This window comes from Streptomyces sp. NPDC029138 (assembly GCF_055564375.1).
Genome location: NZ_JBVHWM010000001.1, coordinates 383,775 through 407,629, shown reverse-complemented (window position 1 = coordinate 407,629; position 23,855 = coordinate 383,775). Strand labels below are relative to the sequence as shown.

At 71.9% G+C, this 23,855-nt stretch carries 19 protein-coding genes; 5 read left to right on the top strand and 14 right to left on the bottom strand.

Annotated elements, in window-relative coordinates; translation table 11 throughout:
* Positions 1-13 precede the first annotated feature (13 nt).
* The 6 genes from ACZ4WH_RS01890 to ACZ4WH_RS01865 all read right to left on the bottom strand — a co-directional run bounded on the left by ACZ4WH_RS01890 (position 14) and on the right by ACZ4WH_RS01865 (position 7,423).
* Positions 14-1,861, bottom strand: coding sequence for an alpha/beta hydrolase (locus ACZ4WH_RS01890; RefSeq protein ID WP_468175353.1), 1,848 nt, complete (start codon positions 1,859-1,861; stop codon positions 14-16).
* A 9-nt stretch (positions 1,862-1,870) separates the two neighbouring features.
* Positions 1,871-2,317, bottom strand: a complete 447-nt coding sequence (locus tag ACZ4WH_RS01885) for a hypothetical protein (protein WP_468175350.1) — start codon at positions 2,315-2,317, stop codon at positions 1,871-1,873.
* Between the two features lie 158 nt (positions 2,318-2,475).
* Complete coding sequence (locus ACZ4WH_RS01880; RefSeq protein ID WP_468175347.1) at positions 2,476-3,819, bottom strand: hypothetical protein; 1,344 nt, start codon at positions 3,817-3,819, stop codon at positions 2,476-2,478.
* Between the two features lie 35 nt (positions 3,820-3,854).
* Positions 3,855-4,793 carry an N-acetylneuraminate synthase family protein gene (locus ACZ4WH_RS01875; RefSeq protein ID WP_468175344.1) on the bottom strand — a complete coding sequence of 313 codons (939 nt, stop codon included), beginning with the start codon at positions 4,791-4,793 and terminating at the stop codon, positions 3,855-3,857.
* A gap of 12 nt (positions 4,794-4,805) precedes the next feature.
* On the bottom strand, positions 4,806-6,080 hold the full coding sequence (locus ACZ4WH_RS01870; protein ID WP_468175341.1) for a cytidylyltransferase domain-containing protein: 1,275 nt from the start codon (positions 6,078-6,080) through the stop codon (positions 4,806-4,808).
* Positions 6,081-6,103: 23 nt separating this feature from the next.
* A complete protein-coding gene (locus tag ACZ4WH_RS01865; RefSeq protein ID WP_468175338.1) occupies positions 6,104-7,423 on the bottom strand; it encodes a DUF6716 putative glycosyltransferase in 1,320 nt (439 codons plus the stop codon).
* A gap of 198 nt (positions 7,424-7,621) precedes the next feature.
* Between ACZ4WH_RS01865 and ACZ4WH_RS01860 the strand changes: the two genes are divergently transcribed.
* Positions 7,622-8,599 (top strand): glycosyltransferase family 2 protein, encoded by a 978-nt coding sequence (locus ACZ4WH_RS01860; protein WP_468175336.1) that lies wholly within the window; start codon positions 7,622-7,624, stop codon positions 8,597-8,599.
* A complete protein-coding gene (locus ACZ4WH_RS01855; protein ID WP_468175333.1) occupies positions 8,596-9,930 on the top strand; it encodes a polysialyltransferase family glycosyltransferase in 1,335 nt (444 codons plus the stop codon). Before ACZ4WH_RS01860 ends, ACZ4WH_RS01855 begins: the two co-directional genes overlap by 4 nt.
* Positions 9,931-9,976: 46 nt before the next feature.
* On the opposite strand, the gene ACZ4WH_RS01850 is transcribed toward ACZ4WH_RS01855, so the two are convergent.
* Both ACZ4WH_RS01850 and ACZ4WH_RS01845 read right to left on the bottom strand, forming a co-directional pair.
* A complete protein-coding gene (locus ACZ4WH_RS01850) occupies positions 9,977-12,301 on the bottom strand; it encodes a glycosyltransferase (protein WP_468175330.1) in 2,325 nt (774 codons plus the stop codon).
* On the bottom strand, positions 12,298-13,755 hold the full coding sequence (locus ACZ4WH_RS01845) for a tetratricopeptide repeat protein (protein WP_468175327.1): 1,458 nt from the start codon (positions 13,753-13,755) through the stop codon (positions 12,298-12,300). The genes ACZ4WH_RS01850 and ACZ4WH_RS01845 overlap by 4 nt, the downstream gene beginning before the upstream one ends.
* A gap of 223 nt (positions 13,756-13,978) precedes the next feature.
* Between ACZ4WH_RS01845 and ACZ4WH_RS01840 the strand changes: the two genes are divergently transcribed.
* The gene (locus ACZ4WH_RS01840; RefSeq protein WP_468175324.1) at positions 13,979-15,121 is read left to right on the top strand and encodes an acyltransferase family protein; all 1,143 of its coding nucleotides are present in this window, start codon (positions 13,979-13,981) and stop codon (positions 15,119-15,121) included.
* On the opposite strand, the gene ACZ4WH_RS01835 is transcribed toward ACZ4WH_RS01840, so the two are convergent.
* Positions 15,114-15,764 (bottom strand): TetR/AcrR family transcriptional regulator C-terminal domain-containing protein, encoded by a 651-nt coding sequence (locus ACZ4WH_RS01835; protein WP_468175322.1) that lies wholly within the window; start codon positions 15,762-15,764, stop codon positions 15,114-15,116. The genes ACZ4WH_RS01840 and ACZ4WH_RS01835 overlap by 8 nt on opposite strands.
* A 71-nt stretch (positions 15,765-15,835) precedes the next feature.
* On the opposite strand from ACZ4WH_RS01835, the gene ACZ4WH_RS01830 reads away from it, so the two are divergent.
* Positions 15,836-17,215 carry an FAD-dependent monooxygenase gene (locus ACZ4WH_RS01830; RefSeq protein ID WP_468175319.1) on the top strand — a complete coding sequence of 460 codons (1,380 nt, stop codon included), beginning with the start codon at positions 15,836-15,838 and terminating at the stop codon, positions 17,213-17,215.
* 91 nt (positions 17,216-17,306) lie between these two features.
* Here the strand turns inward: ACZ4WH_RS01830 and leuE are convergent, their stop codons facing one another.
* Together leuE and ACZ4WH_RS01820 are read right to left on the bottom strand one after the other, a co-directional pair.
* Positions 17,307-17,957 carry a leucine efflux protein LeuE gene (gene leuE / locus ACZ4WH_RS01825; RefSeq protein ID WP_468175316.1) on the bottom strand — a complete coding sequence of 217 codons (651 nt, stop codon included), beginning with the start codon at positions 17,955-17,957 and terminating at the stop codon, positions 17,307-17,309.
* Positions 17,958-18,020: 63 nt separating this feature from the next.
* Positions 18,021-19,613: an acyl-CoA mutase large subunit family protein gene (locus tag ACZ4WH_RS01820; protein WP_468175313.1), complete on the bottom strand. Its 1,593-nt coding sequence runs from the start codon at positions 19,611-19,613 to the stop codon at positions 18,021-18,023.
* Positions 19,614-19,695: 82 nt separating this feature from the next.
* On the opposite strand from ACZ4WH_RS01820, the gene ACZ4WH_RS01815 reads away from it, so the two are divergent.
* Positions 19,696-20,586, top strand: coding sequence for a L,D-transpeptidase family protein (locus tag ACZ4WH_RS01815; protein WP_468175310.1), 891 nt, complete (start codon positions 19,696-19,698; stop codon positions 20,584-20,586).
* Positions 20,587-20,815: 229 nt separating this feature from the next.
* On the opposite strand, the gene ACZ4WH_RS01810 is transcribed toward ACZ4WH_RS01815, so the two are convergent.
* The 3 genes from ACZ4WH_RS01810 to ACZ4WH_RS01800 all read right to left on the bottom strand — a co-directional run bounded on the left by ACZ4WH_RS01810 (position 20,816) and on the right by ACZ4WH_RS01800 (position 23,845).
* Complete coding sequence (locus ACZ4WH_RS01810) at positions 20,816-21,982, bottom strand: hypothetical protein (RefSeq protein WP_468175307.1); 1,167 nt, start codon at positions 21,980-21,982, stop codon at positions 20,816-20,818.
* A complete protein-coding gene (locus tag ACZ4WH_RS01805) occupies positions 21,982-22,644 on the bottom strand; it encodes an RNA polymerase sigma factor (RefSeq protein ID WP_468175304.1) in 663 nt (220 codons plus the stop codon). The genes ACZ4WH_RS01810 and ACZ4WH_RS01805 overlap by 1 nt, the downstream gene beginning before the upstream one ends.
* Before the next feature lie 406 nt (positions 22,645-23,050).
* Positions 23,051-23,845: a hypothetical protein gene (locus ACZ4WH_RS01800; RefSeq protein WP_468175301.1), complete on the bottom strand. Its 795-nt coding sequence runs from the start codon at positions 23,843-23,845 to the stop codon at positions 23,051-23,053.
* Between the last annotated feature and the right edge of the window lie 10 nt (positions 23,846-23,855).

Here is a 23,855-nt window from a genome sequence, read left to right as displayed (position 1 = left end):
GGTCGCGGATTTCTTATTCAAGGGTCACCTTGTCGTACTGGCCTGCCATCACGAGGGCCTGGTTGCGCAGGCTCGTCGAGCCCTCGTCCCAGAAGGCTCCATGGTCCTCGGCGTCCGACTCCATGATGTTGGCGCCGAACTCCGGGTCGGTCGGGATCGTCCAGTCGTCACCGAGGCCGGCGAGGTACTTCCCGCCGATCCGCACCGCCGAGTCGTTGCCGCCGCCCTGCTCCGCCCACATGTGCCCCTGGGGGATGCCAAGGTCTGCGGCGCGCTTCGCCTGCATGCCGGGGCTGCCCACCGCGATGACGTCGTCCACGGGCAGCGCCCCCTCGGGCCAGACCCGCGACTTCGCCGCATCGCCGATGAGCGTGGTGCCGTAGCTGTGTCCCATCAGGGTGGTGTGCCCCAGGTTGGTGTTGCCGGACGCCATCCTGTGCGCTTCGAGGTTGCCGTCGAGGAAGTGCGACAACCCCGGCCCGCCCTTGGCCGCCCAGTCGTCCGACATCGCCTCCGGGAACAGGCCACCGCCCTTCTCGAACGGCTTCGCCTGTAGTGGCGCGTCGTAGTCGAACCAGGTGATGGTGGAGACCTTCTGCCCTTGTGCGTACCGGTTGGTCTCGTGCCACAGGATCTCACCGCGGCCCATGTCCTTCTCGATGTCCTTCAGGAGGGTTCCCGTGCCGGGGACGTAGATACCGGTGTGGTCGGCGGTGTCCGGGTTGCCGTTGGCGATGATGACCTTGCCGTCATGGCCCTTGCCTTCGGGGTCGAAGCCGAGCAGGTAGGCCTCGGGCAGGTGGTCGGTACCGGTTTTGTCGAAGCGCGACTGGATGACGTCCATGCCCCGGATACGGCCCTCCAGCTCCTGCTTCTTCTTGTTCCACTCCTTCCATTCTTCGGTCTCGATCTGGGCGCCCTTCACCTCACGTCCGGTGATCGGGCTGATGTAGGGGGCATAGCGATCGGGCTCCTTCTTCATCCAGGCGTCCAGCCTGTCCTGGTACGCGGCCCTGCTCTCGGCCAGCACGAGACGGTTGGCCTCGTCCCGGACGGTGGCGGGGAGTCCGTCCATGGCGCCGATGGAGTCCGGGTGCATGGAGATGTAGGCCGACCTCTGCTCGTCCGTCAGGTCCGCCCACCATTGGGCGACCAGCTCCGGGTCGCCGTCCTTGGGCGGCTTCGGGAGGGATCGGGCGTAGGCGTCGGCACCCTTGACGACGCCGTCTGTGTCGTCTTTGACGTCGGACCAGTCCCGGTCGGACACCACCAGGTCGTCGTCGGCCTTCAGCGCGCGTAGCTTCGGGGCCCACTTGGCGTCCGCCTCCGTGGCCTCCTTCAGAGCATCCCCGATCCGGTTCGCGAACCCGATGGCCTTGCCGAAGTTCGGGTTGGGATGGATGTTGGCCGCCGTACGCTCCAGCGACGCCGACGTCGGGTCCGTCGGGCTGGTGCTCATCTCGACGGTGCCGCCCTCGGGCACCTTGCCGTCGACCTCCTTGCCGCCGGCCGGGAACGTGACCGAGCCGTCCGCGCCCACTGTGCAACCGGCCGCCTTGGCGTCCTCCAGGGCCGCCTCCAGCTTCCGCTTGGCCGCCGCCATGTCGTACGCGAAACCGTTCAGCGCGGTGCTCACCAGCGCGCACTCGGTCTGGACGTAGTGGAAGTTCCTGCCCAGTTCCTTCAGCTCGCGCAGGGCCGCGTCGGCCGTGTCGCCCTTGAGCTGGTTGCGGATACCGGCGGATATCCGGTTCTCGACCGTGTCCTTGGCGGTGCTGGCCATGTCGCTCGTGGCCCGGTACCCGTCGGCCGCCTCCTCGTACTCGGAGGGCTTCAGGGCCTTCAGCGTCGCGATGTCCATGAACGCCCGTCACCGGCCCTTCGCCTGGCCGCCGACGGCGTCGGTGTCGTGGTACTTCCCCTTGATCCTGTCCAGCTCCGCCTTCACGTCCGCGTCGGTCATCGCGAGGTCGTGCCCGGACCGCTCCATGAGTCCGCCCAGTTCCCCGCAGCGGCCCTTCACGTCACCGAGGTACTTCTTCCAGGACTCGTACAGCTCCTGCTGCGCCGCCCCGGACTGCACACCCGACGTGTCCCCCAGCCCGGACTGCCCGTCGTCCAGCTTGCCCAGCGCCTTGCCGATGCCGTCCTGTAACCCCTTGGTGTCCTCGCCGGCCTTCGCCCAGGCCTTCCTGTCCGACTTCAGATCACCGGTGCCGCTGCCACCCGGATCCATCGGAACGTGGTTCAACTGCGTCCGGGTGGAGCCGCGGGCCGAGGCGTCCGCCTTCAACTGCTCCCACTCGTCCCACGCCATGCGTGACGTCCTCCCCGTTTCCCCGTTTCCTGCGGTCTTCCGCCGTCTCGTGCAGGTCTCGTGCGGAAGGTAAAAAAACCTATGGGGATGTGATCACCTGGCGCCTGAGTATCCGTACTCATTCCTGCGGTCAGGGGGAGCGATCCGGCGCGTCGCGGCTACGCGGGGGCCACCGCCGCGAGCCGGTGGACGTCGCGGGCCGTACCGGTCACGCCGGACAGGAAGCCCTGGGCGCGTGGCGAGGCGGTGTCGGTGAGCCAGGTCGGGTCGATGTCGCAGACCGCCACGCGCACGCCCGTGCCGGCCAGGGCCAGCGGCAGGGTGTGGACGACCGTGGAGGGGAAGCTGAGGATCGTCCGGCCGATCGGGCCACGGCGGGCGATCAGCTCCAGCGGGAGGTCCGGGCGGACTATCTCCAGGCCCGTCTCTGCGGCCAGGCGGTGCAGTTTGTCGGCGCTCTCTCGGCGGTGGGCGAAGTAGCGGGTGGCGCCGTGGGCCTTGGCCAGGTTCCGGACCGCCTCCAGATAGCGGTCGCCGTCCACGACCCCGGTCTCCACCAGGGAGGTGCCGACCAGGTCGGCGCTCTGGGTGATGCGCGGCGGACCGAACCGGGCCCGGGTCCAGGCGAAGTCGTTGGCGGTGACCGTCACACCGTCCGGGATCTCGGTCACCGGCATGGAGGAGAAGACCTCGACGCGCCTGCGGTCGCTCGGGGTGAGGCGGCGCCGGGCGGAGGAGGAGACCGGCGCGAAGAGCAGGTCGCGGGCGCCGGGCCGGCCGCCCTTGCGGTGCCAGCGGACCAGGCGCTCGCCGCGGGCCAACTGGGCGACGAACTCCATCGTCGCCGTGCCGTCGTCCACGACCACGAGGTCGCGGGCGCGGGTGATGGTCAGCAGCAGCTGTACGTAGCGGGAGAACGGGTCGCCCATGACGATCCGGTCGGCCCGGCGGAGGGAACCGGCCAGGCCTCCGATGGTGTGGAAGGGCGCGGTCGTACCGCCCCGCGCCTCTTCCCACCGCACCCGGTATCCCTCGTCCCGGGCCAGGTCCGCCATGCGGCGCAGCTGACCCCGGGTCATGGGATCGGTCGGGGACAGCACGACGACGGTCAGCTTCGCCTCGCCCGCCGCCGCACCGGCCGCCGCCACCGCGGCCGACAACCGCCGGGCCGGCACGGGCCCGGCGGACGCGGACCCTGCGGATGCGGGCCCTGCGGACGCGGGCCCAGCCGACGCGGACCCGTTGTGCGCGGACCCGGCCGACGCGGACCAGGTGTGCGCGGGCTCGGCCGGTGCGGACCCGGGCTGCTCCGGGCCGTCCCCGGTCGGCGGGACGGTCGGTCCTCGGCCGTGCAGGCCCGACAGCACGGCCGGGTGGGCCGGCGCGGCGTCGTGCAGGCCGTGCAGGTGTGCCCACTCCAGTACGTTCAGCAGCTGTACCGGGCTCTCCACGAAGGCGAGCGTGCGGGCGGGGTGGCCGGCCTGACCGGCGCGGGGGCTCATCGGCGTACGACCGTCCCGTCGTAAGTGACCTGGATTCACACCGAGACCGGCTCGCCCGCCGCCGCGGCGATCTCCGCCTCGGCGACGATGCCGGTGACGCGGCGCAGCTTCTTCATCGGGCCCAGCTCGGAGTCGTAGACCTTCTTGACGCCGTCGCCGAGGGAGGCCTCGATGGTGCGGATGTCACGGACGAGGCGCGTCAGGCCCTGCGGCTCCACGGAGGCGGCCTGGTCGGAGCCCCACATGGCGCGGTCGAGGGTGATGTGACGCTCGACGAAGGTCGCCCCGAGCGCGACCGCGGCGAGGGTGGTCTGGAGGCCGGTCTCGTGGCCGGAGTAGCCGATCGGGACGTTCGGGTACTCCTTCTCCAGCGTGTTGATCACGCGGAGGTTCAGCTCCTCGGCCTTGGCCGGGTAGGTGGAGGTGGCGTGGCAGAGGAGGATGTTGTCCGAGCCCAGGACCTCGACCGCGTGGCGGATCTGGCGCGGGGTGGACATGCCCGTCGACAGGATGACGGAGCGGCCGGTGGCGCGCAGGGCGCGCAGCAGCTCGTCGTCCGTCAGGGAGGCGGAGGCCACCTTGTGGGCGGGGACGTCGAACTTCTCCAGGAAGGCGACGGCCTCGGTGTCCCACGGGGAGGCGAACCAGTCGATCCCCTTCTCCTTGCAGTACGCGTCGATCTGGCGGTACTCGTCCTCGCCGAACTCCACCCGGTGGCGGTAGTCGATGTAGGTCATCCGGCCCCAGGGGGTGTCGCGCTCGATGTCCCACTGGTCGCGCGGGGTGCAGATCTCGGGGGTGCGCTTCTGGAACTTGACGGCGTCGCAGCCGGCCTCGGCGGCCACGTCGATCAGCTTGAAGGCGTTCTCCAGCTCACCGTTGTGGTTGATGCCGATCTCGCCGCAGATGTAGACGGGCTTGCCGGGGCCGACCTCGCGCGAACCGAAGGTGCGCAGACGGGAGTTGGTGCTCATCAGGGGGTGTCCTTACTTGGGGAGGGAATCGAGAGAGGGGCCGAGGATCCAGCTGGCGATCTCTCGGATCGCGCCGTCACCGCCGGGGACGGTGGTGACCGCGCGTGCGGCGCCGCGTACGACGTCGTGAGCGCTCGCGACCGCCACGGGCCAGCCCACGAGGGCGAAGCAGGGCAGGTCGTTGACGTCGTTGCCGACGTAGAGCACGCGCTCCGGCGCGATGCCCTGCTCCTCGCACCACTGCTTCAGCGCGAGGTCTTTCCGGTCGATGCCGTGCAGCACGGGGATCTTCAGCTTCCGTGCGCGGGCGGCGACGACCGGGTTCTGTTCCGTGGACAGGATCAGCAGCTTCAGGCCGCTCCTGCGGAGGGCCGCGATACCGAGCCCGTCGCCGCGGTGCACGGCGACGAACTCCCGTCCGTCGGAGTCGATCAGCACCCGGTCGTCGGTCTGGGTGCCGTCGAAGTCCAGTACCACCGCGTCCACGTCGTCGGCGGTCGGCAGCGCGCCGGGGCGGTCCGCGTCGAAGAGGGGCGCGAGGGCGCGGGCGCGGGCCAGGTCGTGCGGGTCGTCGATCTCCAGCACCCGGGCCGGGTCGGTGCGGACCAGCTCGGTGTGGCCGAAGAAGCGGTGGTGGTGCTTGCGGAAGCCGGCCGCGTCCATCGCGTAGGCGGCGCCGGTCTCCAGGAAGTCCTGGGGGCGGTCCTGGCGGCGCGGGCGGTAGGACTTGTCGTGGTTGACGCCCACCCCGCCGCCGACGCCCACCGCGCCCTGGCCCGCGGCCGGTCCGCCCTCGCCGTCGGCCTCCGTGGCCCCTTCACGCCAGATGAAGCCGTGGAAGGGCGCCACGGTGACGGCGGTGTCGGCGCCGTTCTCGGCGACCGCGGCGGCGACCCCGTCGATGTCCTCGCGGAGAAGGAACGGGCTGGTGCACTGCACGAGCAGGACCACGTCGACGGGGGCGCCGTGCAGCGCCTCGTGGGTGTCCATGGCGTGCAGGACCGCGGCCTCGGAGGTGGCGGTGTCCCCGGCGATGGCGGCGGGCCGCAGCACGACCTCCGCGCCGGCCTCCCGCGCGGCGGCGGCGATGGCGTGGTCGTCGGTGGAGACGACGACGTCGGTCACCAGCCGGGTCGCCCGGCACTCGCGCACCGCGCGCGCCACCAGCGGGACACCACCCACCGGGGCGAGGTTCTTCGCGGGCACGCCCTTGGAGCCGCCGCGCGCGGGGATCACCGCGAGCACCCGGCGGACCGAAGCGCCTGGGCCCGCTGCCGAGTTGGACATGGGGTCTACTCCTTGGGGTGAGGTCACAGCTCGCCCATCCGCCGGATCACGGGGGCGACCCGCTGGACGCCGTGCCGGTAGGCGCCGCGCGCGGCCCGGCGCACGATCTGCCGGACGGGGCCGGGCGCCTTGTCGGCGGCGGGCGCGCCGGGCAGCGGGACGCCGTCGGGGCCGAGGTGGTGGCGGGCGAGGATGCCGGGCAGATAGCCGGGCGCGGTCTCGGGGGTGTAGTAGGGCGTGAGGGGCGGCAGCCCGCCCGGCCGGTCCAGCAGCTTCGCGATGCGCTCGCGGGCGCTGTCGAACGCGGTGCCGTACGAGCCGTCGACGGCGACGCCCTGCCGGGCCACCCACTCCTCGTCCGGCACGGGCCGGTGCCCGGCGTCGAGCTGGTCCCAGGAGGCGAGGCAGCCGGAGCCGGTGAAGTGGTGGTTGCCGAGCACCTCGCGGACCCCGAGGTCGGTGAGGACGGCCGTCGGGACACGGCGGTGCAGGGCCTCCAGGGCGGCCGTGGAGCTGACCGTGACCAGCAGGTCGGTGCGGTCCAGCACCTCGCCCATGTGCCCGTACACCAGGCGGAAGTTGGCCGGCAGGTCGGTGCCCTGGGCCAGCTTCTGGTACGGCAGCTCCTCGATGTGGGTGGTGTGCTCGCCGGGCTTGGAGCGCAGCTTGAGCAGCACCTCCCGCTCGGGGTGCTTCCGGGCGTGCTCGATGAGGCGGTTCAGCAGGTAGGTGCGGTCCCGGCGGTTGTCCGGCACGGACGGCTGGGCCGCGAACACCACGGTGTAGGGCTCGTGTTCGCCGGTGTAGGGCTCGCCGCCGAGGAAGGGCAGCGCGACCTCGGTGACCGAGGAGGCGTCGGCGCCCACCCCTTCGTACACGGCCCGGAACCGGTCCGCGTCGTGGCGGGAGTTGGCGAGGACGAGGTCCGCGCCGTGCCGCAGCAGCAGCCCGTCGGTGAGCTTCTCGTAGACGACGCCGACATAGCCGGTGACGACCACGGGACGCTTCCCGGAGCCCCAGGCGGCGCGCAGCCCGTGCAGCATCGCCTGCACACCGCCGCCGACCAGGGCGAGCACGAGGACGTCGTACGGGTTGTCGGGGTCCTCGCCCATCGCGCGCAGGAACTCGACGCCGGTGACCTCGCGCAGGGAGTCGGCGTGGACGCCGACTTCCTTCAGCTGGCGGGCGGTGGGGGTGGCGCGTCCCCGCAGGAGGTAGCCGTCGAGCCGGACCTCGGCAGCCGCGGGAGTGAGGCGCTGCGCGGTGAGCGCGCCCCACTTCCACCGGGTGTCGGAGTCCGCGAGGACGGCGACCCGCAGGGACTTCGTTGCACTTGCTGGCACGCCGAAGACGCTAGGAAGCGATTCCGAGGTTCCGCCCAACCCGAATGCAACAAACGGTTAACAGCACATCGCCGAATGGCGAATCGGGCCGCGATCGGCGTGCGAAACAGCCTGGTTCACAGCTTCGCCACGTGTCGTTCACCCGGCATCAAGCATGCCGTCAAGACGAATGACGGGCCGCGCCCTAACGTCCCTGACGTGGTCAAGCTCTCCGTCATCGTGCCGTTCTACAACGTGCAGCAATACGCGCCCGACACACTCAGGAGCCTGAAGTCGAACGCGCGTGAGGACTTCGAATTCATTCTCGTCGACGACTGCTCCCGCGACGGGACACCAGAGATTCTCGCGCGTGCGGAGCGCGAGCTGCCGGGCGCGGTCCTGGTCCGGCACGAGCAGAACGGAGGGCTGGCGACCGCGCGCAACACCGGGATCGACCGGGCGCGCGGCGAGTATCTGACCTTTCTGGACGGCGACGACTGGCTCGCCCCCGGCTACTACCCGAAGCTGCTCGCCGCCGTCGAGGAGCTGGGCTGCGACTTCCTGCGCACCGACCATGTGCAGTGCACCGCCCGGGCGCGCAGCGTGCACCGGGTGCCGGTGGGCCGGCGGAACACGGTGCTCAGCCCCCGGGAGGCGATCCTGCCCGCCGACCGGTCGACCTCGGTGGACTACGCGTACGCGTGGGCGGGGATCTACCACCGCCGGCTGGTGGACAAGGGGCTGCTGCACTTCACCGACGGGCTGCGCACGGCCGAGGACCGGCCGTGGATCTGGAAGCTGCACCGGGAGGCGGAGTCCTTCGCCGCGGTGAGTTTGCTCGGCGTGTTCTACCGGCGCGGGGTCGCCTCGTCGCTCACCCAGATCGGCGATGTACGGCAGCTGGATTTCATCCGGGCGTTCGACCAGGTCATCGCGGAGACGGCGGCGGACCGGGAGGCCGACGTCCTGCTGCCGAAGGCCGTCCGCACCTATTGCGCGATCATTTCCCATCACCTGGGATCCATCGAAAGGTTCGAGCCGGCGGTGGCGAAGAAACTGAAATCCCTGAGTGGCGCCGCCCTGCGGCGCATGCCGCAGGACGTGCTGGACGAGGCGCTGGACTCCATGGACCTCCAGCGCGCCACCCGGCTGCGCCGGCTGCGCCGCCGTCCCGCCCCCGCGGGGGCCGCCGCGTGACCACCCAGATCTTCCAGGCGTCGACGCTGTACGGCACGGCCACGCTCGCCGCCGCCCTGGACTCCGGCTGCTTCCGCCCGGCCGACCGGCGAATCCTGCTGGTCTGCAACAACGCGGCCACGCCCGAGACCTCACCGGCGCTGGACGAGATGCCGGGCTTCGAGCGGCTGCGGGACCGGTTCGACGACGTGGTGTCGTACAACGAGGCGATCTTCCCGTTCCACCCGGGCGGCTGGGCGCCACGGAACGACGATCTGCCGCTCTGGGAGCGGTACTTGCGCCACGAGTGGCGGCTCGGCACCGACGACGTCGAGCTGGCCGTCGAGTCGATCCAGGTGAACCCGTCGCTGGCGCTCGCGCAGATCTTCACCGGCGCTCCGGTCACCGTCTACGCCGACGGCCTGATGAGCTACGGCCCCACCCGCAACAAGATCGACCCGCTGGTCGGCACGCGCGTGGACCGGGTCCTCCACCTGGACCTGGTCCCGGGCCTGAAGCCGCTGCTGCTCACCGAGTTCGGGGTGCCCGGCGAGGTCCTGCCGACGGCCGCCTTCACCAAGGTCCTCGCCGGACTCGCGCCGCTCGGCGACGAGTTGCCGGCGGTCGAGGAGCCCGCGCTGCTGCTCGGCCAGTATCTGTCCGCCCTGGACATCCTCACCGCCGAGCAGGAGGAGAACCTGCATGTGCGGATGCTGAAGGGCGCGGCCGCGCTCGGCCACACGAAGGTGGTGTTCAAGCCGCACCCGTCGGCCCCGGCCCGCTTCGCCCGCTCCCTGGAGCAGGAGGCGGAGAAGCTGAAGGTCGAGCTGACCGTGCTGGACACTCCGGTGCTGGCGGAGGTGCTGTACCAGCGGATGCGTCCCGCGCTGGTCGTCGGCTGCTTCTCCACCGCCCTGCTCACCGCCTCCGCGCTGTACGGCCTCCCGGTCGCCCGGGTCGGCACCGACCTGCTGCTGGAGCGGCTGGCGCCGTACGAGAACAGCAACCGCGTCCCGGTCACCCTCGTGGACGCCCTGCTGCCCGAGCTGACCGACAAGGCGGCCGTCACGGAGCAGCGGCAGGGCATGGACGTGGAGACGCTGGGCGCGCTGGTGCGCGCGGTGGGCTTCGCGATGCAGCCGAAGATCCTGCCGAGGCTGCGCGCGGAGACCGAGAGCTGGCTGGCGAAGAACCTGAACGAGCGGACCCTGCGCTACTTCAAGCGCAAGCGGCTGACCTCGCTGGCCCTGCCGGGCGGGGTGCCGTCCCAGCTGTCGTTCCTCCCGCGCAACGCGACGGTCCGCCGGGTGGCGCGCAAGGCGCGCAGTCTGCGCAAGGCCGTACGACGCTGAGTGACCCCTGCGGCAGGGCGGGCCCGGTCCGGGCCCGCCCTGTCCGCTATCGGCCGAGGATGCCGCGGATCCGGGCCGCGTTCTCCTCGGTGACCTTCCACAGCAGCTCCTGCCGGTCGTGCACGTCCGCGACGGTCCGGCTGTGGTGGTCGAGGATGTGCAGGGCGCGCTCGGTGAGGACCGCGCCCAGGTCCCGCTCGTGCACCGACACACCCCACTCGGGGCGCTCGATGTCCCTCAGGAAGTACGCCATCTTGGGGTGCGAGATCAGGCTGATGATGGGCGTGCCGACTCCGAAGGGGATCATTCCGGCGTGCCCGCGCATGCCGATGACCAGCCGGCTCCTGGCGTACGTCTCGCGGATCTCGTCGTTGTCGAAGTCGTACATCGGGATGACCGGCAGCGAGATGCCGTGCTCGCGGCGCAGGTCGAAGGCGATCCGCTCGTCGTCCAGGGAGTGGGCGACGCACCGCACCTCGGTGTGGGCGCCGATCGCGCGGACGGCCTTCGCGATCTCGGCGAGGAAGTGGCCGTAGTCGTGGCCGAAGCGCAGGCCCGCGCGGTCGTACGCCGCGTTGAGCAGGACGGTGTCCTCGCGGTGCGACGGGTCGGTCCAGCCGGGCAGCAGTTGCCGCATGACCGTGGTCGGGCAGGGCTGGAAGACGACCTTGTCGTGCAGCTCGGCCGGGAGCAGGGAGCGGACCTTGGCGATGGAGCCGTGGTTGCGCAGGCCGAAGAACGCGGACTTCTCCACCAGCAGCCGGAGGCTCTCGTTGAACCGCCGGGCCCGGTACGACTGTCCGTCGAAGGCGTTGAAGCCGACCGCGAACACCATGATCGGCACGTCGATGGCGTCGAGGTGTGCGTCGGGGACGTTCCACTGCCAGGCGCTGTTGCCGTTGGGCATGGTGTCCGGGATGAACAGCCCGCCGCCGCCGATGACCAGGCCGCGCCGGGCGTTGACCCGTTCCAGGGCGGCCTTGTCGAACAGCCGGTGGGCGTGGACGGAGTGCCAGCGCCGGGAGGTGGTGTCGGCGCCGAAGGCGAGCCGGACGGTCTCGGGCAGCAGCTTGTCACCGGCGTTGCCCTGCCGGTCCATGTAGAAGGCGACGTGCGCGAGCTGGTCCTCGGCGGCGCCCTGCTCCTGGGACGGTACGGCGGCGGCGCGCTGGGCCCACAGCCGGCTGGAGCGGTGGGTGGGGTCGACGGTGAGGCCGGCGGTGGCGTACCGCAGCGCCTCGGTGTTGTCGCCGTGCACCCAGGCGATCTGGGCGAGGCGGGCGTAGGCGGTGGCGGCCCGGTTGGGGGCGGCGGTGGCCATGAGGAGCTGGGTCTTCGCCTCCTCGTAGCGCGAGACGCTCATCAGGGCGTGCCCGAGGATCTCGTGCGGCCAGGCCTCGTCCAGCGGGATGCGGACGCCGGAGAGGATGTCGACGGCGTCCTGGTACTCGCCGGCCGCGATGTGCGCGGCGGCGACCTTCCGGGCGGCCTCGACGTCTCCGGTGCGCCGCACGTGCGGGGTGCCGTAGTGCACCAGCAGGTCGTGGTGGAGGCCGCCCTTGGCGACGCAGGCCGCCTGGAACTCGGCGTCGCCCAGGTCGAACTCGCGCCAGCGTTCCTCGGCCTGCGCGTACCCGGCCTCGCCGCCCTGCCAGGGCTTGTGCCGGCCGGTGAAGTGCAGGATCGCGGTGTCGTCCGGGACGGGCAGGTCGCCGGAGAGGCGTCGCTTGACGAAGTTGTAGCGGGCGTCGAGGCGCACGAAGTCGCCGTCCAGGACGGCGTTGAGAATGCCCTGGTCGTGCTTGTCGAGTTCGTAGGCGCCGCTGCGCCCGACCTGGTCGAGCCTGGCGCAGAAGGCGTCGGACAGGTACTCGCGCTGGATGACCAGCAGCCCGGAGTTGAGCTTGTGCTGCCCGTAGAAGAACTGCGGTACGGCGGCCAGTCCCTCGCGCAGCTTCAGCAGTTCGCTCAGATCGCCGAGGACGACCATGTCGGTGTCCAGGGTGATGACGGTGTCGTAGTCGCGGATCTTGAAGACGTCGAGGATGAAGTACGCCTTGCGGACCAGGTAGTTGTCCTGGTCGCCCTTGGCGTAGGAGTCGTAGTGGCCGGCGTCGACGCGGCGCAGCACGATCCGGGGGTGCAGGGCCCGGATGCGGGCGACGGAGGCGGGCTTCAGGTCGTCGTGGAGGACGATGAAGTCCTCGCAGACGCCCGGGTTGGACAGGGCGAGGCTGCGCAGCAGGGCGAGGAAGCCGGGCAGGTAGTTCTCGTCGACGAAGCTCGCGAACGCGATGCGGCGCTTTCCGGTGAGGGCACTGCCTGAAGACGGAGAGGTGTCCGGTATGACCGGGCTGACGGTCGTGGTCATCGCAGGGAGATCCTCATGTCGGTGACGCTCTGGGCCCGGTCCATGACCCATGCCTTCTCGCTGGTGTATTCGTGCACGGAGGTGATGGCGAGCTTCATCGCTTCCTGGACGCGGTAGGCGCCGGACTCGTAGAAGTCGAAGCCGATCAGGTCGAGCTTCGGGCTGACGTCGAGGAAGTCCAGCAGCCACAGCATGTTGAAGCCGGTGGTCGGGATGCCGGACCAGACGTCGGTGCCGAGGCGGCCGATGTTCCGGACGGGCCAGCGCAGCGACTCGTCGCCGAGGTGCTGCTGGGCGCCGGGCACCAGGCGGTTGCGCAGGCTGTGCTTCCAGTCGCCGGAGACCCCGCCGAAGACGAGCCGGGTGGTCACCGGCTTGTCCCAGTTGAAGCCGTGCTTGTGGATGGTGGCGTGGATGTCGGTACGGCTGCCGGTGTGCTTCGGGTCGATCCGGTACGAGTTGAAGCGCACGACGAGGTCGTAGCCGTCGATCTCGGCGCCCATGCCGCTCTCGCCGACGCGGCCGGAGTTGGCGATCAGGCAGATCGACTTGCCGGCGATCTGGTTGCGGAACTCGCCGAGGCTGATCCAGCGGACCCCGCCGATCGTGGGGTCGGCGACGGGGCCGCGCATGCGGACGCGGCGCTGCTCGGCGTAGAGGGCGATGATCTCGCCGAGGTCGCCGCCGGGGATGCCGGTGCGCAGGTCCAGGTACTGGCTGAGGAGTTCCTGCCGGTCGGCGACCGGGGCCTGGTCGGCGGCGAGCGCGAGCAGCGCGCCGACCAGCCGGGGTTCGGCCGCCTCCCAGTCGCCGAGGGCGTGCAGGGCGAGGCCCTCGGCCCAGACGTCGGTGGCGGGCCCGGCGGCGTGGTCGGCGGCGCGCGGGCACTGGCGGCGCAGCAGGTCGAGCAGTTCGCGTTCGCGTTCGGCGGCCCGGCGCAGTCCGGTGACGCGGGCGGCGACGCCGAACCCGTCCTCGGTGGTCAGCTCCAGGTAGCGCTCGTAGGCGGCGACGGCCTCGTGTTCCTCGCCGAGCGCCTCCAGGACGCGGGCGCGCAGCCGCCAGCCGGCGCGGGAGTTCTTGCGGTGGGCGAGGACGGTGTCACCGATCCGCAGGGCGAGGTGCAGTTCGTCGTCGTAACCGCACTCCAGGGCCTTGTTGCCGACGGCCAGCAGGGCGTCCAGCAGTTCGCCGGGAATTCCGCCGGACGGGGCGGCGGCGCCCTTCACGGCCCGCTTGAGCAGGGCGGTCGCCCCGCCGGCCGGGGCGGGCGCGGGGGTGGTGACGCCGGTGGTGCTGACCAGCACGAGCACCTTGCGCAGCTGCTCGGCCAGTTCCGTGCGACGGCGGTCGAGGCTGCCGACGAGTTTGCCGCTGTGCACGGCGCAGGCGCGCAGGCAGTCGTCCAGCTCCCCTCCACGCACGGGTGCCCGCCGGGCTTGGACCCTTGTCATAGCTCTCCTGTTTGGTTCACCGATGCGTGGGGGTGATGGAGAAACTAGGAAGGTAAATCGACGGACAGATGAACGAACATGGTCCGGAAAGCGAATCGTTGGCTTGTCAACCAAGTCATTCCCGTGATTCGCCCAGGCGCCGATGAAACGATTGCCCTCTGATACAGATCTTCACCAGAAAGACAAAGACGATTAACGCCAGTCGGGTTGGGTGCCGAGAACCATGCCTGCTTCCTCCTCCGTCCTCGCCGCCGTGCCCGCTCCCCCGGCCCGCCGAACGGCCCATGAACGTCAGAGCCGTCTGTACGCGTTGGACGGTCTGCGGCTCGTGGCCGCGCTGATGGTCTGCCTCTACCACTACGCCGGACGCGGCGGCCCGGTCTCCGCGTCCTGGCACCAGACCCCGGCCCATGTCTTCCCGACCCTGTCCCAGGTCGCCACCTACGGCTGTCTGGGCGTGCAGTTCTTCTTCGTCATCAGCGGTTTCGTGATCTGCATGAGCAGTTGGGGCCGCACCCTCGGCGACTTCTTCCGCTCCCGGGTCGCCCGCCTCTACCCCGCCTACTGGGTCGCCCTGGTGCTGGTCACCGCGGCGGCCGTGGCCCTGCCCGTGGTCGTCCACCCGGTCCGGCCGGACGAGTTCCTGGTCAACCTGACGATGCTGCAACAGCCGATGGGCGCCACCCGCGTCCTCGGCGTGTGCTGGACCCTCTGGGTGGAGGTCCGCTTCTACGCCCTGTTCGCCCTGTTCGTCGTCCTACGGGGTGTGACCTACCGCCGGGTCGTGCTGTTCGCCTGCGTCTGGACGCTGGCGGCGGTGGTGTGCCGCACCTCCGGCAACGCGCTCACCGACCAGCTGGTCATGCCCGAGTACGCCCCCTTCTTCGTCGGCGGTCTGGCCCTGTACCTGATCCACCGCTTCGGCGGCGACCTGCTGTTGTGGGGCATCGTCGCGGTGTCCTGGCTGCTGGGGCAGAGCACCGCCACCCAGGGTTTGTGGCACGCCGGCGCGCAGGGCGACTTCCACCGCAGCCCGTACGTCATCATCGCCGTCGTCACCCTCGCCTTCGCCGCCGTGGCCGCGGTGGCGGTGGGCTGGACGCGGTGGGCCTCCTGGCGCTGGCTGGTCACGGCCGGCGCGCTGACGTACCCCTTCTATCTGATCCATGAGCACCTGGGCTGGTTCGTCATCCGGGTGCTGCACCGGGGGCTCGGGCTGCCGGCGTGGCCGACGCTCGCCGTGACCGTGCTGGGCATGCTGACGGTGGCCTGGCTGATCCACCGGTTCGTGGAGAAACCGTTCGGCCCCCGGCTGAAGAGGGCGCTGAAGAAGGCCCGTACGCCCGCGACCACCGCCGTCAGCTGATCCCGTACCGCGCCCCGATGCCCGCGACGACCAGCGCCAGCCCCTCCTCGAACTGCCGGTCGTAGTCGTCGAAGAGGAGCCTCCCGGCCTCGGCCGCGAGCGGGAAGCCGGCCATGCGCCGGGCGCGTTCCCCGATGTCGTACCCCTCCCGGCGCTCGCCCGGGAGGGGCCGCACACCCTGCTCCTCGGTGACGAAGCCGAGGGTGTACGCGTGCACCGTGCGGCCCGCGTCGACCGCCTGCGCGAGGGTGAAGCCGGCGCCCGTCAGCACCCGCAGGTTCGCCTCCAGCTCCCGGGCGTGCTCGATGCCCGTGAAGCGCGAGCCGCTGAACACCTTTGCCCCGTCGCGGTAGCCGAGCAGCGCCGCCCGCAGCCCGCGCTGGGTCTTCAGCAGCCGTTCCCGCCAGGTGTCGGCGGGATCTAGGACGGCTCCGGCCGCCATCCGCCGGTACATCTCCGTCGCCATCTCGTCCAGCAGCGCCTGCTTGTCCTTGAAGTGCCAGTACAGGGCGGGCGCCTTGACGTCCAGCTCCCGGGCGATGGCGCGCAGGGTCAGCCCGTCCAGGCCGACCTCGTTCAGCAGCCGCAGCGCGGTGTCGGCCACTCGTGCGCGGTCCAGGGGCGCGCGCTTCTCGGAACTCACGCTTGACAGCTTAACAACGTTAAGGGCACGCTCGTCGACAAGGCCACTTAACATCGTTAAGGAGATATGCGATGGATGTACTGATCGTGGGCGCGGGACCGACGGGCCTGACGCTGGGCATCGACCTCGCCCGGCGCGGAGTGGACGCCCTGGTGGTGGAGCGGGCGGAGGCGCTCTTCCCGGGCTCGCGCGGCAAGGGAATCCAGCCCCGCACCCAGGAGGTCCTCGCCGACCTGGGCGTCCTGGACGCGGTCCGGGCGGCCGGCGGCCCCTACCCGCCCCGGCTGATCTGGAAGGACGGCGAGCGGCTCGGCGAACAGCCGATGTTCGAGGAGATCCCGGCGGACGAGGGCACGCCGTACACCGAGCCGCTGATGGTCGCGCAGTGGCGGACGCAGGAGGTGCTGTACGCACGGCTGACCGAGCATGAGGGAGGGCGTGTCGCGTTCGGCCGGGAGGTGACGGGCCTGACGCAGGACGCGGAGGGCGTGACGGTGTCGTGCGCCGACGGTACGACGCTCCGCGCGGCCTACGTGGTCGCGGCGGACGGCGGGCGCTCGGCGGTCCGGCGCGCACTGGGCGTGGGCATGACCGGGGAGACGGTCGATCCGGTGCCGTTCCTCGTGGCGGACGTACGGGTGCGGGGCCTGGACCGGGACCACTGGCACACGTTCCCGGGGGCCGACGGCAGCGGCCTCGCCCTGTGCCCGCTCGCCGGCACGGAATACTTCCAACTACAGGCGCGCCTGCCGGGAGCGGCCGAGGCCGACCTGTCCCTGGACGGCATCCGCGAGCTGGTCGCCACCTCCACGCACCTGGACGCCGGTGACGTCACGGACCTGCGCTGGGCCTCCGACTTCCGCCCGCGCGCGGCCCTGGCGGACCGGTTCCGGGCGGGCCGGGTCCTCCTCGCCGGCGACGCCGCCCACGTCCACTCCCCGGCGGGCGGCCAGGGCCTGAACACCAGCGTCCAGGACGCCTACAACCTGGGCTGGAAACTGGGCGCGGTACTCCGGGGCGGGGCACCGGCAACCCTGTTGGACACGTACGAGGAGGAGCGCCGCACGAACGCGGCGGCCATGCTGGACCTGTCGACGGGGGTACACCGAGGGACGGTCCAGCGGGGCCGGGCGACGGTACAACTCGGTCTGAACTACCGGGAGTCGTCCCTCAGCGTGGACACACGCGGGAAGACCGAGGGCCTCCGCGCGGGCGACCGCGCCCCGGACGGCACGGTGTCCGGCGTCCGCCTCTTCGACGCGTTCCGGGGCCCGCACTGGACGCTGCTGGGAGCGACGGCGGCGGGGGTGCGCTCGCTCCCCACGGCCCCGGAGTCGTACGGCGAGGGCGTCTTCCTGATCCGCCCGGACGGGTACGTGGGCTGGGCGGGAGAGACCACGGAGGGCCTGCGAGAGTACGCGGAACGAACGGGCGCTTTTATGACCCCGTAGGGCGCGACGAACCTCAGGGGCGCGGGGAACCGCGCGACAAGCCACCCCGCACCCGAAACCGCGCCCTCTTCGGCCACATCACAGCGAAGCGTCACGCGCTGGCGAGCGAGAGCTTCACCGCGAACCCCAGGAACAGCGCCCCCGCCGCCGACGTGGCGGTGGCGGACAGCCGCTTGCGCCGGCGGAAGGCCGCGGCCAGCCGCGTGCCGCCGAATATCAGGGCGCTGAGATACAGACCGCTGGCCAGCTGGGCGAAGGCGCCGAGGACGACGAAGGAGAGGGCCGGGTAGGCGTAGCCCGGGTCGACGAACTGCACGAAGAAGGCGACGAAGAAGAGGATCGCCTTGGGGTTGAAGAGGCTGACGACGAGGGCACGGCGGAAGGGCCGCTCGTCGGTGCCCTCGGCGGGCGCGGCCTCCTCGACGGCCCGCTCCCGCCGGGTCCGCCACATCTGCCGGGCGGCCCGCAGCATGCCGATCGCCAGCCAGCTCAGGTATCCGGCGCCCGCGTACTTCACGATCCCGAACAGCAGCGCGTTCCCCTGGAGCAGCGAGGCGACGCCGGCGGCGGACAGTGTCATCAGCACGGTGTCCCCGCACCACACACCGGCGGCGGCGGTGTAACCGGCCCGCACACCGCGGCGAGCGGCCACGGACAGCACGTAGAGCGAGTTGGGGCCGGGCAGCAGCACGATCAGGATCAGGCCCGCGAGATAGGTGGGGAGGTCGATGACACCGAACATGGGAGGAGTGTCGCACGGGGGTACGACACTCGGTCCTCCCCGTCCAGGAGGGCGCCCAGGGCCTCAGAAGGTGTCACTCGGTACGTGGCTCCCCCAGACCTCGCGGAGCGCCCCGCAGACCTCCCCCACCGTCGCCCGCGCCCGCAGCGCCTCCTTCATCGGGTACAGGACGTTGTCCTCGCCCTCCGCCGCCTTCCGCAGCGCGTCCAGTGCCGTGGTCACCGCGCCCTGGTCGCGTTCGGCCCGCAGTCCGGCCAGGCGTTCGGCCTGGCGGGACTCGATCGACGGGTCCACGCGCAGCGGCTCGTACGGCTCCTCCTCGTCCAGCCGGAAGCGGTTGACCCCGACCACCACCCGCTCACCGGAGTCGGTCTCCTGCGCGATGCGGTACGCGTTCTTCTCGATCTCGGCCTTCTGGAAGCCCCGCTCGATCGCGGCGACCGCGCCGCCCAGGTCCTCCACCCTCCGCATCAGGTCGACGGCCGCCTCCTCCACGTCGTCCGTCATCCGCTCGACCGCGTAGGAACCGGCGAACGGATCCACCGTCGCCGGTACGTCCGTCTCGTACGCCAGCACCTGCTGCGTCCGCAGGGCCAGCCGCGCGCTCTTGTCCGTAGGCAGCGCGATGGCCTCGTCGAAGGAGTTGGTGTGCAGGGACTGCGTACCGCCGAGGACGGCGGCCAGGGCCTGGACGGCGACCCGGACCAGGTTCACCTCCGGCTGCTGGGCCGTCAGCTGGACCCCCGCCGTCTGGGTGTGGAAGCGCAGCATCAGCGACTTGGGATTGCGCGCCCCGAACTCCTCCCTCATCACCCGCGCCCAGATCCTGCGCGCCGCCCGGAACTTGGCGACCTCCTCCAGCAGCGTCGTACGGGCCACGAAGAAGAAGGACAGGCGCGGGGCGAAGTCGTCCACGTCCATGCCCGCCGCCACCGCCGTACGGACGTACTCGATGCCGTCGGCGAGCGTGAACGCGATCTCCTGCGCCGGGGACGCGCCGGCCTCGGCCATGTGGTAGCCGGAGATCGAGATCGTGTTCCACTTCGGGATCTCGGCGGTGCAGTACCGGAAGATGTCCGCGGTCAGCCGCAGGGACGGCTTCGGCGGGAAGATGTACGTGCCCCGCGCGATGTACTCCTTCAGGACGTCGTTCTGGATCGTGCCCGTCAGCTGGTCGGCGGGCACCCCCTGTTCCTCCGCCACCAGCTGGTACAGCAGCAGGAGCAGCGCGGCGGGCGCGTTGATCGTCATGGACGTCGAGACCTGGTCCAGCGGGATGCCGTCGAACAGCACCCGCATGTCCTCGATCGAGTCGATCGCCACGCCCACCTTGCCGACCTCGCCGTGCGCGAGGGGCGCGTCGGAGTCGTGGCCCATCTGGGTGGGCAGGTCGAAGGCGACGGACAGGCCGGTGGTGCCGTGGGCGATCAGCTGCCGGTAGCGGGCGTTGGACTCCGCCGCCGTGCCGAAGCCCGCGTACTGGCGCATGGTCCAGGGCCGGCCGGTGTACATGGTCGGGTAGACCCCGCGGGTGAACGGGTACGCGCCCGGTTCGCCCAGCTTGCGGGCCGGGTCCCAGCCGGTCAGGTCGGCCGGCCCGTAGACCGGCTCGATCGGCAGGCCCGACTCCGACTGACGTGCCGACTGATGTGCCATCGCTTGCCTCCGCGCGGTAGGACGGGTACTCCTCACCATGCCCCGTAGTTCGGCGGCGGTCACGCGGGGAAGCATCCCGGGCATGAGGATCCCGGGGAGATCTGCCGCTCTGCTCGCCTCGGCCGCCGCACTCGCCGCGCTCTGCGGGTGCACCGTGCAGCCGGCGGGCGCCGATGGAAAACGGGGCCTGCCGGTGCGTGTGGAGCTGCCGAGCAGTCCAGGTTCCGGCACCGCCCGGAGCAGTCCGGGGCCCGGCCCCGCCCGGACGGCGCCGGCCGCCCCGCCGACGGCCACCACACCGACCACCACGCCGATGCCCGCCGCGCCCGCCGTGCCCGCGCCGCGGGTCCTGTGGTCGCGGGGGGACAGCGGGCCGGCCGTGCGGGAACTCCAGGCGCGGCTGCGCCAGGTGGCCTGGCTGACCGAGGGGCCGAACGGGTCGTACGACGGCCCGACCGAGCGGGCCGTCCAGGGCTTCCAGGGCAGGCGCGGGCTGCCCCGGACCGGCGCGACGGACACCGTCACCTGGCAGCGGCTGGTGGCGATGACACGTCCGCCGGGCAGGTGGGAGCTGTACCTGATGGGCGGTCAGCCGGCCGCCGCGCCGGACGCGCGCTGTCTGACCGGGCGGGTGCTGTGCATCAGCAAGACCAGCCGGACCCTGCGCTGGATGGTCGACGGGCGGACCCTGTCCACGATGGCGGTGCGGTTCGGCGCGCAGTACACCCCGACCCGCGAAGGTGTGTTCACCGTCTACTGGAAGTCACGGCACCATGTGTCGACCCTCTATGACGCGCCGATGCCGTACGCGATGTTCTTCAGCGGCGGCCAGGCGGTGCACTACTCGTACGACTTCGCGGCGCGCGGCTACGCGGGCGGCTCCCACGGGTGCGTCAACGTGCGGGACGAGACGGCGATCGCTCAGCTCTTCGCACAGGTGAGGGTCGGCGACAAGGTCGTCGTGTCCTGGTGAGCCGTCCTGCTGAGCGTGTGCGTTGCGGGGCGCGGGCGGGACCGGGGGAACGTGCCCCGCCCGCGCCAGGTGCACGAGCCGTGGGTACGGGGGGAACCCCGGCTCCGTGCGACGGCCGATGACCAGTCGGCTCACTCATTACTGCGTCCGGGGCTCCAGAAACGTCACACCTCGCGCCGAAAGTTTTTCGGCGCCCGCAAAAAGCGCTGGTCAGACGGGGTTACGGCGATCAGAGCGCGGTGTACTTCGGAGCCGGTGACGGGGTCGCGGGGCCGTTGTCCGGTGCGCCGGGGTGCGCGGGTGCGAAGGCCGAGGGAGCGGGGGCGGCGCCACCGCGGTGCCCGCCGCCGCCCTTGCCCCCGCCCTTGCCGCCGTCTTTGCCGCTGCCCTTGCCGCTGCCCTTGCCGCCGTCTTTGCCGCCGTCTTTGCCGCTGCCCTTGCCGCCGCCCGGACCGGCGGGGCCGTCGTCGCCCTTGCCCTTGCCACCGTCCTTGCCGCCGTCCTTGCCCTCGCCCTGGCCGGTGGTGTTCCCGCCGCTGCCGCCACTGCCGCCGCTGTTCGCGCCGCCCGTGCCGCCGGAGACGGAGTCACCGGTACCCAGCAGGACCTTGCAGTACTTGGTCACGCGGCCGGGGCCGCCGGCCAGGTGTTCCAGCGCGCGCTTGCGGCCGGCGTCCAGGTCCTTGCCGTCCCGCACGGCACGGCAGGCCGCGGTGGCGCCGAGCCACCCGGTCCCGGACGTCGCGGAGGGGGCTCCGGAGCCGGGTACGGCGTTCCGGCCGGTGCCGTCGCCCGTCCCGGCGGCCTCGTCATCGGTGCCGCCGCGCCCTCGTGTACCACCGTCCGGCGCGCCCGTGCCCGTTCCGCCGCCCGGTGCGGACGGGGAGGCGAGCGGCTGCCCGCTGGTCGTGTCGGGGGAGACGGAGGCGGCCGGGCGGGGGTGCTCGTCGCCGAACGGCGTGGGCAGCACCCCGCTGCCGGCGGCCACGGCGACCCCGCCGAGCGTGCCCGCGGCCACCGCGGCGGCGAGGGTCAGGCGCACCGGGCGGGCCCAGCGGGGGCGCCGGGTGCGGATTCCGGTACGGGCCGGGGCACCGATGCTGACCAGGCCGGCGTCGGCGCGGGGTGCCTGGGTGCGGGTGGCGGCGGGGGCGTGCGCGGCGGCGGTGCGCTCCGCCTCGGCGGCCTCGCGGGCCTTGCGGAACGCGGCCAGCGCGGCCTGCTCGCCGGGGAGTTCACCGGAGGCGGGGGCCGCCTCGGCGGACAGCGCGCCGAGCGCCCCGGAGAGACGTTCGGCCTGGTCACGGGCGGAGGGGTCGACGGCGTCCAGTGACTCTCCGCGCAGCAGACGTTCCGCCGTCTCACGGTTCAGCCACTTGTACTGCTCGTCGGCCATCACATGTCCTTCTGCGTCCGCGCACGCGTATGCGTCACAGTTGCGGACGTCACCGCGCCCCGGCGCGGTTCTCTTTGCGGCGGGAGCGCGTCGAGTCCGCCCGTCGATTCCGGATCGTCGCCGATCAGCTCCGCGAGCCGTTTGAGACCGCGGTGCGCGGCGGTACGGACGGCGCCCGCGCGTTTGCCGAGGGTCTCGGCGGCGGTCTTGGCGTCCAGGCCCACGACCACGCGCAGGACGACCGCCTCGGCCTGGTCCTGCGGGAGCCGGGCAATCAGGGAGAGGGTGCTGTCGGTGGCCAGGGCCTCGATGGCCTCGCCGGCCGTGTCGGACTCGGCGGCGCGGCCGGTCAGCTCCGTCTCGTCGCCGCCTATGGCGGGGCGCCGGCCCCGCATGCGTATGTGGTCCAGGGCACGATTGCGGGCGATCCGGGCGGCCCAGCCGCGGAACCGGTCGGCGTCACCGCTGAACCGGTCCAGGTCGCGGGCGATCTGGAGCCAGGCCTCGGACGCGACGTCCTCGGCGTCCAGGTCGCCGACCAGTGTGCGGACGTATCCGAGCAGGCGGGGATGCACCGCGCGGTACACCGTACGGAACGCGGTCTCGTCTCCGTCCTGTGCCGCACGCACCGCGGCGGTCAGCTCCGCGTCGTCCCCCAGCACCGTACTCCCTTTACGCCTGTCTTCGGTCGGCGCGAAAGGCACGTTACGGCGTGAAACCGCGGCTCGTCCACGTCCATACAAGATGCAACTAACTCGTGACCGGGTACGGATGTGCGCAGCGTGAGATCCGGGCGGGGTCGCGATGTGCCCGAGGCGTGGCGGGGTGTGACAGAAACCGCGCCCATGGCGCTGAAGAGAGTACGGGCCGCGCGCGGCCCGTCCGCGCGACGGCCGGGGCCTCTCCTGTGGGGGGTGGCGGCCCCGGCCGTTGCCTCGGTTCGGCGCTCCGGCCTCGGCGTTGCACGGACTCGGCGACCAACGCGGCCAAGGCGTGACCAACCGGCCAGGCGCCCGCGTCGGCCACCCCGTTCCGTGCGGTCCGGTCTACTTCGGCAAGTACGGTTGCCTACGGCTTGCCGCCGGCCGAGTTCCCGTCGGCCGTCTTGCCGCCGCCCGCGTTTCCTTCGGCCGCGTTCCCTTCGCCCGCGTTCCCCTGGCCGCCGTCGCCCTTGCTCTCACCCTTGCCGGTCTTGCCGGTGCTGCCGGAATTGCTCGGTTTTTCGGCGTTCCTGCCCTTTGTCGGTGTCCTCTGCGCGGCGCAGTAGGCGGCGACCTTCTCCGGGCCCCCGGCCGCCGTGACGAGCCGTTGCCAGGCGGTCGCCTCCAGGGCGCCACCGCGTTCCCCGGCCCGTGTGTAGGCACGGCAGTGGGCGAGGGTGTCCTGGGCGGTGACCGGGTGCCGGGGGCGAGGGGCGGAGCCGGTGTCCGAGGGCCCGGTTGCCGTGCCGTCGGCCGAGGCGGGCGGCGCGTCGGCCGCCGGCCGCGCGGACCGGGGCGCTCGGCTCGGGTCGTCGTGCGTACCGGACCCGGCGGAGCCGATGGCCGCGACGGCGGCTCCGCCCAGCGTGAGGCTCGCCAGCGCGAGCGAGAGGGTGATCCGCAGCGAGCGGCGGGCGCGGGCCGGCCGCCAGTCGTCCCGGGCGCGGGTCCGCGCGTGGTGTGCCCCCGCGTCGCGCGCGGCCCGGAAGGCGGCGACGGCGCTGCGCTCGGCCTCGGCGTCGACGCCCTCGGCGCGCAGGGCGGCGCCGAACCGCGTCTCCAGCCGAGCGCGCCCGGAGGCCGGCTCCGGCGCGGCGACGGTACCGCCAGGGTGCGCACGCCGACGACCGGTCAGCCCGCCGCCGCTGTGCCGTTCACCCATACCCGTTCCC

Excerpts from the sequence above, each read along its gene's own strand:
- ACZ4WH_RS01890 (WP_468175353.1), bottom strand. The coding sequence starts at position 1,861 with ATGGACATCGCGACGCTGAAGGCCCTGAAGCCCTCCGAGTACGAGGAG.
- ACZ4WH_RS01840 (WP_468175324.1), top strand. The coding sequence starts at position 13,979 with ATGCCTGCTTCCTCCTCCGTCCTCGCCGCCGTGCCCGCTCCCCCGGCC.
- ACZ4WH_RS01885 (WP_468175350.1), bottom strand. The coding sequence starts at position 2,317 with ATGGCGTGGGACGAGTGGGAGCAGTTGAAGGCGGACGCCTCGGCCCGC.
- ACZ4WH_RS01820 (WP_468175313.1), bottom strand. The coding sequence starts at position 19,613 with ATGGCACATCAGTCGGCACGTCAGTCGGAGTCGGGCCTGCCGATCGAG.
- ACZ4WH_RS01880 (WP_468175347.1), bottom strand. The coding sequence starts at position 3,819 with ATGAGCCCCCGCGCCGGTCAGGCCGGCCACCCCGCCCGCACGCTCGCC.
- ACZ4WH_RS01810 (WP_468175307.1), bottom strand. The coding sequence starts at position 21,982 with ATGGCCGACGAGCAGTACAAGTGGCTGAACCGTGAGACGGCGGAACGT.
- ACZ4WH_RS01875 (WP_468175344.1), bottom strand. The coding sequence starts at position 4,793 with ATGAGCACCAACTCCCGTCTGCGCACCTTCGGTTCGCGCGAGGTCGGC.
- ACZ4WH_RS01870 (WP_468175341.1), bottom strand. The coding sequence starts at position 6,080 with ATGTCCAACTCGGCAGCGGGCCCAGGCGCTTCGGTCCGCCGGGTGCTC.
- ACZ4WH_RS01830 (WP_468175319.1), top strand. The coding sequence starts at position 15,836 with ATGGATGTACTGATCGTGGGCGCGGGACCGACGGGCCTGACGCTGGGC.
- ACZ4WH_RS01815 (WP_468175310.1), top strand. The coding sequence starts at position 19,696 with ATGAGGATCCCGGGGAGATCTGCCGCTCTGCTCGCCTCGGCCGCCGCA.
- ACZ4WH_RS01800 (WP_468175301.1), bottom strand. The coding sequence starts at position 23,845 with ATGGGTGAACGGCACAGCGGCGGCGGGCTGACCGGTCGTCGGCGTGCG.
- leuE (WP_468175316.1), bottom strand. The coding sequence starts at position 17,957 with ATGTTCGGTGTCATCGACCTCCCCACCTATCTCGCGGGCCTGATCCTG.
- ACZ4WH_RS01850 (WP_468175330.1), bottom strand. The coding sequence starts at position 12,301 with ATGACCACGACCGTCAGCCCGGTCATACCGGACACCTCTCCGTCTTCA.
- ACZ4WH_RS01845 (WP_468175327.1), bottom strand. The coding sequence starts at position 13,755 with ATGACAAGGGTCCAAGCCCGGCGGGCACCCGTGCGTGGAGGGGAGCTG.